This is a genomic window from Exiguobacterium sp. s48 (genome assembly GCF_018617395.1).
Taxonomy (GTDB): Bacteria; Bacillota; Bacilli; order Exiguobacteriales; family Exiguobacteriaceae; genus Exiguobacterium.
In genome coordinates, this window is record NZ_JACSKC010000001.1 from 659704 (window position 1) to 672943 (window position 13240).

Here is a 13240-nt window from a genome sequence, read left to right on the forward strand (position 1 = left end):
AGTATGAACACGAAGGATTTTATTGTGTCACCGAACAGCAAGATTCAATTAGATGATTTTCAGACGTCTGTTCCAGACAAACCGGGGGATGACACCTTGACGAATGAACTCATCCCGAACAGTGTGGAGCGATTGAAAGAGCTGCATTGGCGATTGTATGCCGAGAGTAAGACAGGGATTATCGTCGTCTTGCAGGCGCTTGATGCGGGTGGGAAAGACGAAGCGATCAGCTATATCTTTTCAAATTTGAACGCCCAAGGACTAAAGACGAATGCGTTTCAAAAACCTTCAGATACAGAGAAGAAGCACGACTATCTGTGGCGAATGCACGACTTGTTACCGGAAAGAGGTCAGGTCGGAATTTTGAACCGATCCCATTACGAGGAAGTCATTGCGCCTCGTGTCCATGATTTGTTGGGGGACGAAGTACTTCCAGAGGAAATGGACCAGGAAGAGGTCTGGCAGATGCGCTATCGTCAAATCAACGATTATGAACGCTATTTACAAGAAAACGGATTCGAAGTCATCAAATTCTTTTTCAATGTTTCAAAAGATAAGCAACGCGATCGTTTGCTCGAACGACTGAAAGACCCAAAGAAGAATTGGGAATTCTCCTTTAGTGATGTCGAAGAGCGACAGCATTGGCAAGAATATCAAGAAATCTTTGCCGAGATGTTGTCGCACACTTCCACGGACGTATCACCATGGTATGTGTTGCCGGCAGATGATGAGTGGTATAGTCGATATGTTATTTCTTCTGTCATGATTGATGTCCTCGAGCGAATCAATCCGCAATATCCGACTTTTACGAATGAAGAGCAAGAACGCATCGATGAGGCGATTCAAACGCTTGAAAATGAATAGTGGATGACGTTCTCGTGAACAATCAAAAATCCCCTTGCACTGAAAGCGAATTCAAGATAAAGTGATACAGTAGATTAGAGGTCAGACATCTGTACAAAGGGGTAATGAGTGTGGGTAACGTAAGTTTATTATTTGGTGGCGTCGCGCTATTTTTAAATAGTCTCGTCCTTCTCGGGAAGGTTGATATGAAGAGTGCAGGATTTTTTAGTTTGTTTACTGGACTTTTACAAACGTTTATCGCCACATGGTTATTGATTGGGGCAAGTCCTGAAGAGCAGTTCGGTTTTGCGAGCATCTATCTGTTTGCGTTCACATATTTGTATGTCGGTGTGACGTTTATTTTGAACTTAGACGGCCGGGGCGTCGGCTGGTTCTCGCTATTCGTGTCGATTGCAGCCGCTTTTTACGGGGTGATGGCAATCGCTGTAGCTGATCCGATGGGTGCATTAACATGGTTCTTCTGGTCACTTTTATGGGGACTGTTCTTTTTTGGAATGGGACTCGGGAGACCGAACGAGGCCATCACAGCACGTGTCGCTCTCGTATTGTCGTGGTTGACGTTGATTGTCCCGGCGATGGTTGGGATGGCTGGACTGATGAACGGGTGGTATGACATGATCTGGTGGGCAGCGAGCGGTACGGCAATCCTGTACTTTATCGTTTCTGTCAAACGTACGAAACAAGCAGTGGGAGTTATATAAGAAAAAAATGAGGTAACTTAGTGAGATTATTTCGCACTTGGTTATCTCATTTTTTAGATTATGCATGAAACGTCTATTCAAAATCATTAATAGTTTGACTGAATAATTGATCTCTCTTTGCATCTCTATTGAAGTCCCCATCCACTCCATACGAGTAATACAGCAGATCATACTTATCATCCTTAGAATCTTTTACATAGAACGCATACTTTAAATGAGGTTCATCAGAGAATTGTAATTCATATATATAACCGAATTTTGTTAATGAAGATGAAGTAATCTCGTAATCTTCACTTTCAATTTGTGAATTTCTCTCAAGAGTGGCTATCAAGTAATCTTCTCTCATTATTTTTTCGAATGACACATAAATCATGAAAGAGACGCCAATGATAGAAATGAAAATGAAAAAAGTATAAAATATCCTATTTCTCATATGTAAATAATACCTCCATTTTCATATTTTACTTTTAAAGGTAGTATATAATAAAATTTGAGAAAAGTAATGAACGTCAATGAATCAAATTCATCTTAAATAAAAATGACGGGTGTGAATCTATTGATGGCGTTGAATACATTGAAAGAAAGATTGATTCATTATCGATTAGAAGTGCAGCGGGAAGATGGATATGTCGCAACAGAATTGTTTTCGTTTCAAGCACCTGCGACCGAAAATGACTTAGCTAGATTACCGCATCATTCACCATACGAATTGATTGAATTTTTAAGTTTACATAACGGAGCAGAATTATTTGTTCACCCGTCATACGGTGGAGGGATTCGACTTTTTAGTGTGGATGAAATGATCGAGTATCGGGAAATATGGGAGTGTCCTGAACCATTCATCCCCGTCGGAGCCGGGAGAGATGGGGAATGGATTGTTTGCGAGGTCGTCAACGAACATGAAAATTACATATGGGTCGGAGAATTTTTGACTTATGAAGATGACATTGAAAAACTTCCCATGGATTATACACGTTGGCTCGACTACTTAATTGTCGCGCAAGGTGCCCATTTTTGGGATTGGTTCAGAAGATAAGGTTTAATTAGTAGGTTGCTCATACATCTTAGTTGGCACACGCTTCACAAGTGTGCTTTTTTCTCATTTATTTTGTGTCTAAAATGTGAAAAGTGGGAATGTGATAGCTAAAGGAGGCGAAAGCAGATGAGTGATGGTCTCGTGTTGTTACTCGGATTACTTTTATGTGGTTGGATGCTGTTTGCCATCGTGTTTGATGATAAAATAAAAAGAAGAATTTGATGACCCGTCTCATGAGGAGACGGGTTTTTAATTGAGGAGTGAGATGTATGAAAAAAACACCTGTCGTCGTCATCGTCGGTCCGACCGCCGTTGGCAAAACGAAGACGGGCATCGAACTAGCGAAAGCGTTCGACGGCGAGATTGTCTCGGGTGATTCGGTTCAAGTGTATCGTGGCATGGACATCGGTTCAGCAAAAGTGACGAAAGAAGAGGCTGAAGGGATCCCGCATCATCTGATCGATATTTGTGACCCGGATGATGCCATGAGCGTTGCGATGTTTCAACAATTGGCGCGTGCCGCCATCGATGATATTTATTCCCGTGGCAAGTTACCGATTATCGTCGGTGGGACGGGTTTATATATTCGCTCTATCTTATATGACTATGAATTTGTGGAGCGACCTGTCGATGAAGCGTTGCGGGCTGATCTTGAACGGATGGCGGAAGTGGAAGGGCGTGAGGCGCTACACCAACGATTGATTCAACTTGACCCAGAGCGTGCGGCTACGATTCACCCGAATAACGTGCGTCGCGTCGTGCGGGCGCTCGAAGTAGCGATGCAAGGTGATACCCAGACGACGGACAGTGCGCCATCCGAACATTATGATTATCGATTGTTCGTCCTTCACGCGGATCGTGAGATATTATACGACCGAATCAATCAGCGCGTCGATGCGATGATGGAAGCAGGACTTGTCGAAGAAGTCGAACGACTTTTGGCACACGGATATCGGGATACACAGGCGATGCGAGCCATCGGCTATAAGGAAATGATTCCATACATCGACGGAAACATATCGAAAGAGAAAGCGACAGAGTTGCTCAAACAGCATACAAGGCAGTTCGCGAAACGGCAATTAACTTGGTTCCGTCATCAATTTGATGGAATTTGGGTGGATATGGGTCGAAAATCATTTGAACTATCATATAAAAATATTTATGATGAGGTAGAGGGGTTTTTTCGAAAATTCCGATTATTTTAAAGAGATAAAGACTAGGGGGAATCCAGCATGAAAGCGAGCTACAACATCCAAGACCATTTTTTGAATCAACTTCGAAAAGAAATGGTGCCAACGACCGTATTTTTGGTGAGTGGGTTTCAAATTCGAGGTGTCATCAAATCATTTGATAACTTTACCGTCATCGTCGAGTCGGAAGGTCGTCAACAGTTGATCTACAAACATGCGATTTCTACATTCTCACCGGCACGTAACGTGACGCTATATGAGCCAGACGCAGTCGAAGTAACAGAAGGATGAGTATAAGAAAGGAGCGGCCCGGGGACCGCTCCTTTTCTTATGCCGTTTTTGTCGTTCCAGGTTGCTTAATTGCCTCAAGGACGCGCTGAATGGCACATCCCCCGAGGAGTGAATCCATTTGACCACAAATCTGAGTCGGTGTCGAACGGTGTAACAATGTATATGTTCGTTTCCAAGCACGTTCTGCCGATTGGATTCGGACGAGAAGGTCGGCATGACTCAGTTCTTTCAACTTATCAATATTGAGTCGGTTCGTTCGAGCGAAACTAGATAAAACGACCGCCTTTGCTAGCGGTGTCTGAAGTGGGTAACCTGAAAGTTCAAGTGCCGCCATGGCCCCTTTCATCTCATGTTCGACGACTTTGTCGAGTGATGAATCTTTTGCATATGGATTACCGGAAAGATGCGTGAGTGACTGTTCTAAGTCTTGCATGCCCACCGGACAAGTTGATGCTTTTAAAATATGTTCAATGGATTGTTGCTCTTGTGCATAACGTGTCGCTTCCCCCGAGGCGATGAAACGCTCATACGTGTCGATTAATGAAATCATTATCGTTTCCCCCTTTATCGAACTATCTTTATCGTATCAATAATCGTAAGCGCTTTCAATATAATGATTGGAAAATCGAGACCCTACTAGAAAGTATGTTCGCCTAATGGTCGGAAACACGATACAATGTCAGAAGATGCGAGGAGGGAATGATTATGAACTATTATCAACAAATTGATCCGGTCATCGGTTCGACGACGGACTATGATCGATTTCAAATACCACGAATCGAAAAATCAACGGACCGTTTAGACCAGTTACCGGACGGGGCATCTGTTCAAACGAAGGCACTCGTCAGCACTGTCGAGTTGAAAGAAGGGAAGAGCGGTGCGAAGTGGCTACAATTAAGTGTCACGACGGCGAACGGGATGATGCGTGCCAAACATTGGCTCCGTGGTAATGAAGATGAGCTACTTCCGATCTATGAGTCGGGTGTCATCGAATTGTCCGGGAAAATCGACGTCTATCCAAAACCGGATGGCGCCAAATCGATTACGATTGATCGCGTCCACCCCATCTCGAAAGATGAAGCGATCTCATTATTACCAGGTTTACCAGGGGATGAGACGATGGAACAGTTTGCGGATGAATTGTTCAGTATACTTGATACGTTGTCACCGGCAGCTCAACAGGTTGCGGTTGGACTACTTGAACTGGTCTGGGATGATTTCGTTTTGTCGCCCGCGGCACTTTACCATCATCACAACTATGCGGGAGGTCTATTAAAGCATACCGTATGCATGCTTCGTCTCGGCTACAGGATTCAAGAGCAAGATGACTATTTGGCGATGGTGTTCCGTGTAATCAAAGAAGCGGAGCAGTTGCACAAAGTCGACCTTTGGAATACGATGAACGGTGTTAAAATCGAACAGGCATTTAAAGGAACGTTTGAATCACTGTATGCCGCCTGTGAAGCGATGGCCGAACAGAAAGAGCCACTGAATTGGGATGAACTTGCACTTGGAATCCTTTTCCATGACATCGGGAAAATATATGAATACAGTCATCTGTTATCTAGTCCGAATCGTTTTGAGAAGTTATCTCCCGTACAGGGCACAAGTGAAACGACTGGCATCTCCATCAACCCGATTGGGAAATTGATCGGGCATATGCCATATGGTGGGCTATTGTTTGAAGAAGCGTTACGCCAGAAGTCGATTCAATTACCGCTAGATGTTCATCATCGTATCTGGCACATGATTTTATCACATCATGGAAAACGAGAATGGGGATCGAGTGTCCTCCCGATGACGACGGAGGCATGGATGCTTCACTTGATCGATTTATTAGATGCGCGTTATGAGAAATGGGCTCGCGCGCACGAAGATTTGTAAGAAAAGGGTGATATCATGATTCCCGTACAATTAGTGACAGGGTTTTTAGGAGCAGGCAAGACGACGTATATGAACCGTTTACTCGCGGCGACGGATGAAAAGATTTGTCTGATCGTCAACGAGCTCGGCGCGATTAATATCGATGAACAATTGATCGTCAAGATGGACCAAGAGCAGATTGAGCTCTCGAACGGATGTATTTGCTGTTCCATCCAAAATGATTTGAGTAAGACGTTCTATCAACTCGCGGCAAAACAAGAAACATTCGACCGAGTCATCATCGAGACGACCGGTGTCGCCGATCCCGCACCAATCATTCAGACGATTTATTATGATGAATATTTGCGACAACACTTTAAAATGAACGCCATCTTGACGGTTGTGGATGCCAGTCAAATGGACCGTGAACTGTTCAAAGAAGGCATTCATCAAATCGCTTATGCCGATCTCATCTTGTTAAATAAAACCGATTTAGTGTCGTCGGATGAACTCGATCAAGCACGCCGCCGAATCGAACAACTCAATCCGACGGTAAGGATTGTGGAGACGATTCAAACAGAAGGCGATTACGAACTCCTCGAGAATACGTTCCAATTGTCACGTGTCGATGAACAGAAATTGAGTCAACTGACAGAGACGAGTGAATCGGTCTCCTCCCTTCGTGCCATCACGTTGAGTGCCGAGCGTCCGTTGTCTCGGGAGCGCGTGACCCGTTACGTTCGTGAAGTCTTGATGCACTACGAGGATGAGATGTATCGGATGAAGGCGATTGTCCGCTTACAGGATGAGGAGCGCAAGTTTGTCATTCAAGCGACGAATCAGTTGATGGGCGCGACATTTGCAAATGAGGTGCATGAAGGGGACCGTTCCGTGTTTGTTTGGATTGGGAAGGAATTAGACCAAGAGGCACTAGCACGGGGATTAAAAGCATGTGAGGTGGAGCAAGATGAAGCTTATTCTAGTTGACGGATTTAATTTGTTATCCCGTTATTATTTTGCGACGGAGCGAAGACGGGCACAAGATCCGGAAGTGACTGTGAAAGGATTACTCCGGAAAGTCGATTCTTGGATGACAGACTTTTCCCATATCGCTTTCTTTTGGGACGGGACACGAGAGTCTACCCACCGTTATGCGATATATCCTGAATATAAAGCAACGCGTAATGGACTCCCGGAACCGCTTTTCGAAGACTATTTGAAATTGAGAGCTGCTTTAGATGAACGAGGAATCTTACAATCCGAGTTGACGGGATATGAGGCCGATGATTTGATGGGTGCCGTCGCGACAGCGTTCCCGGGCGAATCATATCTCTATTCCTCGGACCGCGATTTACTTCAGTTATTGTCTCCGAACGTGTTTCAAATCATGCCGAAAAAAGGTGAGGAGCAGCTCGTCAATGAAGCTTCTTTTGAATTGATGTATGGCGTGAAACCATATCAGTTTGTCGACGTGAAGGCATTGCAGGGAGACTCTTCGGATAACATTCCAGGGGTACGTGGCATCGGTCCGAAGACGGCGACGATTTTGATTCAGCATTACGATACGATTGAGACGCTTTATGTGCATGTTCAAAATGAAACACTCGAAGCGTCCCATCAAAAATATGCCAAAAAACTGGACGGGAATGAAGAGATCGCCCTCTTGTCGAAACGACTGTCACAGATTGATATCCATGCACCTGTCAACACGGATTGGGAGGCGTACCGATTTGGTTCACATCTATTTTGACGCGGCCACCAATCAGACGTCTGGAGAGAACGGAATCGGCGTGTGGATCAAGTCGTCCGACGGTACCGTATCGACGTTTAAACGTCGAATGCAAGGATTGACGAGCGTTCATGCGGAATTGGCTGCATGTGCTTATGCGCTGGAGCAAGCGCATGTATTGGAAGGCGAAACCTCATTCATGTTGTATTCCGACGCCGAAGTGATTGTTCGCGCACTAGAGCAACGTTTCATGAAAGATGCTTCAGCGAAACCAATGTTTCTGAAAGCGCTGATTGCCTATGATGAATTGCCAACCGTGTTCTTGAAATGGATCCCACGAGCGGAGAATCGGGCAGACGTGATTGCACGTGACGCATTGAATAGTACGAATTAAGCGACCGAGATCATTCTTGGTCGCTTTTTTGACGGAGTCATTTCTTTTTAGATGGTTTTTCGCTAAAATGAAAGCGTAGTCAACTATAGAGGGGGAATCATACAATGGATTATCGGATTGAACGGGACACAATGGGGGAAATCAAAGTTCCAGCGACAGCGAAATGGGGAGCACAAACGCAACGTAGTCTCGAAAACTTTAAAATTGGAGCGGAGAAGATGCCGCTTGAAATCGTATACGCATTCGCCATTTTGAAAAAAGGTGCAGCTTTAGCGAACGCTGAACTCGGTGTACTCGAAGAAGAGAAAGCCGCAATCATCGCAGAGGTGGCAGATGAGATTTTAGCAGGGCAACATGATGCGGAGTTCCCGCTTGTCGTCTGGCAAACAGGGTCGGGCACGCAGTCAAACATGAACGTCAACGAAGTCATCGCACATCTTGCGAATGAGAAGTTACAGGCACGCGGTGCGTCAATCACGATTCACCCGAATGATGACGTCAATAAATCACAAAGCTCGAACGATACGTATCCAACGGCGATGCACATCGCAGCCATCCTTTCCGTACAAGATGATGTCCTTCCAGCAATCGACTCGCTGTACGGAACGCTTTCACAAAAATCGGAAGCGTATATGGATATCGTTAAAATTGGTCGGACGCACCTTCAAGATGCGACGCCGGTCACACTCGGTCAAGAAATTAGTGGATGGGTCCGGATGCTTGAATTGTCAAAACAGATGATTGAGCGCACGATTGAACCGCTCACAGAGCTTGCTCTTGGAGGAACGGCCGTCGGAACAGGAATCAACGCACACCCTGAGTTCGGCGAAGCCGTAGCGAAGAAAATCTCAGAAGAGACGGGTAAATCGTTTGTGACAGCCGTCAACAAGTTCCACGCCCTCACGAGTCACGATCAACTCGTCTTCACGCATGGTGCGTTAAAAGCACTAGCGATGGACGCGATGAAGATTGCGAACGATGTGCGTTGGTTGGCTTCTGGACCACGTGCAGGAATCGGAGAAATCACCATTCCGGAGAATGAACCAGGAAGTTCAATCATGCCGGGTAAAGTCAACCCGACCCAAAGTGAGGCGCTTACGATGGTTGCCGCACAAGTACTTGGAAATGATGCGACAATCGGTTTCGGGGCGAGTCAAGGGAACTTTGAATTGAATGTCTTCAAACCGGTCATCATGTATAATTTCCTTCAGACTTGTCGTCTATTGACGGACAGCTTACATTCATTCAATGATCATTGTGCTGTCGGAATCGAGCCGAACCATGAAGTGATCTCACGTAACGTGGAACAGTCACTCATGCTTGTCACGGCACTTAACCCGCATATCGGATACGAGAATGCGGCGAAAATTGCTAAAACGGCACATAAAAATGGCACTTCTTTAAAAGAAGCGGCATTGGAAACTGGTTTATTAACGGAAGAACAATTTGATCAATGGATTCGCCCTGAAGAGATGACGTCACCGAACTTAAAAGTGAAAAAATAACACAAAGCGGTCGCAAGACCGCTTTTAGTATGTCTTTTTTAGGACGTAGGTCCTAGTGATATGTAAAACAATAGAAAATAAATAAGGAAATAGTTGTATTTTATCTTGAGAAGTCGCATAATCGAAACATAAGAGAATTCGGGGAGTACGAACATAGGGGGGACGAAGATGGAGCAAGGTCAACTCACTGAGCGTATACATATGATTTTGAAAAAGATATCGGAGTCGAGACAAATTCCAAAAAGCGATATCGAGTTTCTACTCGATTGGATGAAGAAGGAAGTTCGGCAGCGACGGTTGATGCATTTGTTAGAAATCTTTAGTCGTGTCGAGTCTGACGCGAAGGAGTTGCCAAGCGTCCTCACACAAGCGGAAGCTTTGACCTTGATCTCTCCTGTGAAACGTTATATCCATACTGTCTTGGGGATTGAACAAGAGGATGAAGATCTCGTCCTCATCTTATCCGCAAGCTTTTCCACATTTAGTCGTTACAAGTCTCGCGTTGAGAAGCTCGGGGCACGACCGGTATTTTTGCAGACCCTTGAAGAAGCCGTCGAATACGATTATGAAGATGTGCCGAAAGCCATTATTATGGACGTGGAATTATGGCCACAATTCAAAGAACGAGATATCCAATCGTTCGTAAGCAAGATGAGAAAGCTTTATGTGCCTCTGATTGTTATCGGAACGAACGAACATTATCGACTTGCTGCGTATTCTTACGGGTTCGACGATTATTGGGAATCGTGGGTGCCGATGGAGGAACGATTGGTGCGTCTTGGGCTACATATTGAAAAATCTCGCCTCGTATCAAAAGCGTTACTCGTGGATGAATTAACGGGTGCTTTCAACCGTAAGTATTTAAAGGCGACCTTTTCTCGGTTCATTTCGAGATTGGAGCGGTCTGGTGAGAGTTTTGCTGTCGCACTGCTTGATATCGATCACTTCAAACAATTGAACGATACGTTCGGTCACTCGTATGGGGATGACGTACTTCATCGTGTGTCTGAAGAAATCCGACATGCCATTCGTTCAAGTGATGAGCTCATCCGATACGGTGGCGAAGAATTTTTAATCCTCTTAAACGTCTCAGACCGTGCCATCGTCGAATCGGTGCTCGAGCGAGTTCGAACACGCATTGAAGAGATAGAGTTTCCATACGAGCACCAGGTGACGGTGTCGATTGGATACACACGTGTCTGTCAGACAGGCTATACACTTGGTGAATGGTGTGCCTATGCGGATGAGGCGCTATATAAAGCGAAACGAGATGGACGAAATCGTGTCGTTCGATACACGTCTGCTGTTCGTGAGGAGAAGCGGATCGCCTATGTGACGATGTCTGCCAATACCTATACATCGCTCGCTGATCGACTGCCGAAAGAGCACCGTCGCTATGAAGTCGTATACCGTCCTTATGAAGCGTATTCTTGTAATGACAATATCGAGATGTTCGTTTTGGACGATGCACGAGCACAAGAAGCGAGAGGGACGTTGTCTGCTGTGAAAGAGCAACGAGGCAAATACAGCCACATTCTTGCTGTATCGAAACGAACGGCGTCTGAACTCGAAGCGATCTATGACGATTATGCGGACGGAGGACAGGACGAAGTCATCACGAAAAAAATTGAACAGTGGCTGGAAAAATTGCCAGACTAAAAAACAGACATCATGATTCGATGTCTGTTTTGTCGTATTGTTTGAATGAAAAGGCATATGCGTGTGTTTCGTCTTGCGGGTGGTCGGTTGTATTCGTAACCGTCCATTTCCCGGTTCGTTCGGGATAATACGTATCGGCCACGAACGATGCGGCGACTTCCGTTGCATAGATTCGGCTCGTCATCGGCATCGTCTGTTCATATAACGTGGCGCCACCGATGACAAACCATTCTTCCTGTTGACTCATTTCAACGAGACTGTCTAAATCATGCCACACCTCGACTTCATCGGCTGAAAAGGAAGCATCAGATGTGACGACGATATTGCGTCGGTTCGGCAACGCTTTACCGATGGACTCAAACGTCTTTCTTCCCATCACGACCGTTCCGCCAGACGTGATGACCTTGAAATGTTTCAAGTCATCTGGCAAGCGCCATAATAAATCATTATCTTTTCCGATTTCGCGACCTAGTCCATATGCGACGACGTGTGAAATCATACGCTCACTTCTCCTTTAATGTGCGGATGCGGGTCATAGCCTAGAATTTCAAAGTCTTCAAAACGGAAAGATTCGATTGAAGGGACGTCTCGAACGATGTTGAGTTGTGGCAACGGACGTGGTTCACGCGACAACTGAAGTTCTACTTGCTCAAGGTGATTGTGGTAGATATGTGCGTCACCAAGGGTATGCACAAAGTCGCCGACTTCAAGTCCGGTCACGTGCGCCACCATGTGTGTGAGTAATGCATATGAAGCGATATTGAACGGTACTCCTAAAAACGTATCTGCGCTTCGTTGATACAATTGACACGAGAGTTTCCCGTCGGCGACATAGAATTGGAACAATAGATGACATGGCGGGAGGGCCATCTCGTCAAGCTGTCCTGGGTTCCATGCCGACACGATCAATCGTCTCGAATCTGGATTCGTCTTGATTTGTTCAATCACTTGAGCCAACTGATCGACAGAAGAACCGTCCGGGCGTGGGAAAGAACGCCACTGTGAACCGTATACCGGACCAAGATTACCTTCCTCGTCTGCCCATTCATTCCAAATGCGGACCCCGTTTTCTTGGAGGTATCGAACGTTCGTCTCTCCTGAGATGAACCATAATAGTTCGTGAATGATGGAACGAGTATGTAATTTTTTCGTTGTGATCAGGGGGAACCCTTCTTGCAGATTGAAACGCATTTGGTAACCAAATACACTCGTTGTCCCGGTTCCAGTCCGGTCTTCCTTTACGACACCTTGGTCTAGGATGTGTCGACATAAGTCATGATATTGCTTCATAGGTGATGTGCCTCCTTCTCATTCTTCTACCACTAAAGGTATCAATTGTAGGGAGGAAACACAAGATATAGTGGTGAGAATCATCCTTAATCAATATCCTGGAAAAACAATTGTCATTCTTCGTTTTCGCGACTGTCGCTTTCGGGTATAATGGGGAATGAATAAAAGGAGGGGTTTGATGAAATTACAAGGGAAGAAAGTCCTTCAACTTGTCAGTAACGACTTCGAGGATTTAGAGCTTTGGTACCCGGTGCATCGCCTTCGTGAAGAGGGAGCACACGTGATCCTCGCTGGGGAGAAGGCCGATCACACATATATCGGTAAATACGGTGTGCCCGCAAAATCTGACGTGGCGTTTGATGATGTCGACATCACATCGTTCGATGCGATTCTCGTGCCTGGCGGTTGGTCACCTGACTTATTGCGCCGTTTCGAGTCGGTGAAAGGATTCGTCCGTTATATGGATGAACAAAAACGACCAATCGGTCAAATCTGTCACGCCGGTTGGGTATTGATTTCGGCGAACATTCTAGACGGGGTGAACGTGACGAGCACGCCGGGAATCAAAGATGACATGGAAAATGCGGGAGCGATTTGGCATGATGAGCCGGTCGTCGTCGATGGTCATATCGTCTCAAGTCGTCGTCCGCCAGACTTACCAGATTATATGCGCGCGTTCATCGACGTGTTCGCAAAACAGTAACTGAACCATAAAGGA

At 45.6% G+C, this 13240-nt stretch carries 15 protein-coding genes; 12 read left to right on the forward strand and 3 right to left on the reverse strand.

What is annotated here, in order from left to right:
• Positions 1-3 precede the first annotated feature (3 nt).
• From KNO66_RS03405 to hfq, 5 genes are all read left to right on the forward strand, one after another.
• Positions 4-864, forward strand: coding sequence for a PPK2 family polyphosphate kinase (locus KNO66_RS03405; RefSeq protein ID WP_214740436.1), 861 nt, complete (start codon positions 4-6; stop codon positions 862-864).
• Positions 865-968: 104 nt separating this feature from the next.
• Entirely contained in the window at positions 969-1565 is a 597-nt protein-coding gene (locus KNO66_RS03410; protein ID WP_251128049.1) for an AmiS/UreI family transporter, read from the forward strand.
• A 559-nt stretch (positions 1566-2124) separates the two neighbouring features.
• Positions 2125-2601 carry an SMI1/KNR4 family protein gene (locus KNO66_RS03415; protein ID WP_251128050.1) on the forward strand — a complete coding sequence of 159 codons (477 nt, stop codon included), beginning with the start codon at positions 2125-2127 and terminating at the stop codon, positions 2599-2601.
• 269 nt (positions 2602-2870) lie between these two features.
• Positions 2871-3806, forward strand: a complete 936-nt coding sequence (gene miaA, locus KNO66_RS03420) for a tRNA (adenosine(37)-N6)-dimethylallyltransferase MiaA (RefSeq protein WP_214740442.1) — start codon at positions 2871-2873, stop codon at positions 3804-3806.
• A gap of 27 nt (positions 3807-3833) precedes the next feature.
• Positions 3834-4082 (forward strand): RNA chaperone Hfq, encoded by a 249-nt coding sequence (hfq, locus tag KNO66_RS03425; RefSeq protein WP_012726185.1) that lies wholly within the window; start codon positions 3834-3836, stop codon positions 4080-4082.
• A gap of 37 nt (positions 4083-4119) precedes the next feature.
• Here hfq and KNO66_RS03430 read toward each other — a convergent pair whose 3' ends face one another.
• Complete coding sequence (locus tag KNO66_RS03430) at positions 4120-4632, reverse strand: hypothetical protein (RefSeq protein WP_214740444.1); 513 nt, start codon at positions 4630-4632, stop codon at positions 4120-4122.
• A 155-nt stretch (positions 4633-4787) separates the two neighbouring features.
• Between KNO66_RS03430 and KNO66_RS03435 the strand changes: the two genes are divergently transcribed.
• The 6 genes from KNO66_RS03435 (at position 4788) to KNO66_RS03460 (ending at position 11232) form a co-directional block, all read left to right on the forward strand.
• Positions 4788-5966: an HD domain-containing protein gene (locus KNO66_RS03435; RefSeq protein ID WP_214740446.1), complete on the forward strand. Its 1179-nt coding sequence runs from the start codon at positions 4788-4790 to the stop codon at positions 5964-5966.
• A gap of 15 nt (positions 5967-5981) precedes the next feature.
• The gene (locus KNO66_RS03440; protein WP_214740448.1) at positions 5982-6932 is read left to right on the forward strand and encodes a CobW family GTP-binding protein; all 951 of its coding nucleotides are present in this window, start codon (positions 5982-5984) and stop codon (positions 6930-6932) included.
• A complete protein-coding gene (locus KNO66_RS03445; protein WP_214740450.1) occupies positions 6913-7695 on the forward strand; it encodes a 5'-3' exonuclease in 783 nt (260 codons plus the stop codon). Before KNO66_RS03440 ends, KNO66_RS03445 begins: the two co-directional genes overlap by 20 nt.
• Positions 7676-8068, forward strand: coding sequence for a reverse transcriptase-like protein (locus KNO66_RS03450; protein WP_214740452.1), 393 nt, complete (start codon positions 7676-7678; stop codon positions 8066-8068). The genes KNO66_RS03445 and KNO66_RS03450 overlap by 20 nt, the downstream gene beginning before the upstream one ends.
• Before the next feature lie 104 nt (positions 8069-8172).
• Positions 8173-9573, forward strand: coding sequence for a class II fumarate hydratase (fumC, locus tag KNO66_RS03455; protein WP_214740454.1), 1401 nt, complete (start codon positions 8173-8175; stop codon positions 9571-9573).
• Between the two features lie 168 nt (positions 9574-9741).
• Positions 9742-11232 carry a GGDEF domain-containing protein gene (locus KNO66_RS03460; RefSeq protein WP_214740456.1) on the forward strand — a complete coding sequence of 497 codons (1491 nt, stop codon included), beginning with the start codon at positions 9742-9744 and terminating at the stop codon, positions 11230-11232.
• Between the two features lie 10 nt (positions 11233-11242).
• On the opposite strand, the gene KNO66_RS03465 is transcribed toward KNO66_RS03460, so the two are convergent.
• Both KNO66_RS03465 and KNO66_RS03470 read right to left on the reverse strand, forming a co-directional pair.
• Positions 11243-11731 carry a dihydrofolate reductase gene (locus tag KNO66_RS03465; protein ID WP_214740458.1) on the reverse strand — a complete coding sequence of 163 codons (489 nt, stop codon included), beginning with the start codon at positions 11729-11731 and terminating at the stop codon, positions 11243-11245.
• Positions 11728-12522 carry a thymidylate synthase gene (locus tag KNO66_RS03470; protein ID WP_214740460.1) on the reverse strand — a complete coding sequence of 265 codons (795 nt, stop codon included), beginning with the start codon at positions 12520-12522 and terminating at the stop codon, positions 11728-11730. The genes KNO66_RS03465 and KNO66_RS03470 overlap by 4 nt, the downstream gene beginning before the upstream one ends.
• A 178-nt stretch (positions 12523-12700) precedes the next feature.
• Here KNO66_RS03470 and KNO66_RS03475 point away from each other — a divergent pair, with 178 nt between their 5' ends.
• The gene (locus KNO66_RS03475) at positions 12701-13225 is read left to right on the forward strand and encodes a type 1 glutamine amidotransferase domain-containing protein (RefSeq protein ID WP_214740462.1); all 525 of its coding nucleotides are present in this window, start codon (positions 12701-12703) and stop codon (positions 13223-13225) included.
• Positions 13226-13240: the final 15 nt, after the last annotated feature.